At 36.6% G+C, this 612-nt stretch carries 1 protein-coding gene and 1 pseudogene; both read left to right on the top strand.

Translation table 11 applies throughout. The annotated features are described in order from the left end of the window. On the top strand, positions 1-283 hold a 283-nt coding region (locus tag IEY73_RS34705; RefSeq protein ID WP_189083243.1), incomplete at its 5' end, for a peptidase M16 family protein. Beyond that, a pseudogene (locus IEY73_RS34700) lies at positions 280-612 on the top strand (Asp-tRNA(Asn)/Glu-tRNA(Gln) amidotransferase subunit GatB); the annotation flags it as partial. The gene IEY73_RS34705 and the pseudogene IEY73_RS34700, both read left to right, overlap by 4 nt.

Here is a 612-nt window from a genome sequence, read left to right as displayed (position 1 = left end):
AATAGTCAAAGAATTTATAGAAAAAGGCATGACGCAACAAGAATTAGACGACGCTAAAAAGTTTTTGTTAGGCTCAGAGCCTTTGAGGAATGAAACGATCTCTAGCCGCTTGAACACCACTTACAATTATTTTTATTTAGATTTGCCTTTAAATTTCAACCAAACGCTATTGGATCAAATCCAAAAAATGAGTTTGAAAGAGATCAATGATTTCATTAAAGAGCATACCGAAATTAATGATTTGACTTTTGCCATTGTGAGCAACAAAAAGAAGGACAAATGATGCCATTTGAAGCTGTAATCGGGCTAGAAGTCCATGTCCAACTCAACACCAAAACCAAAATTTTTTGCTCTTGCTCTACAAGTTTTGGAGAATCCCCTAATTCTAACACTTGCCCTGTGTGTTTGGGCTTACCGGGAGCTTTGCCGGTATTGAATAAAGAAGTGGTTAAAAAAGCCATCCAATTAGGCACAGCCATCGAAGCCAACATTAACCAATATTCCATTTTTGCAAGGAAAAATTATTTTTACCCTGATTTGCCTAAGGCTTATCAAATTTCGCAGTTTGAAGTCCCTATTGTGAGCGATGGGAAATTAGAGATTGACACTAAA

It is taken from the genome of Mangrovihabitans endophyticus (assembly GCF_014646155.1).
Classification (GTDB): domain Bacteria; phylum Actinomycetota; class Actinomycetes; order Mycobacteriales; family Micromonosporaceae; genus Actinoplanes; species Actinoplanes endophyticus.
The sequence above is the reverse complement of the archived record's forward strand: the minus strand, read 5'-3'. Positions and strand labels throughout refer to the sequence as shown.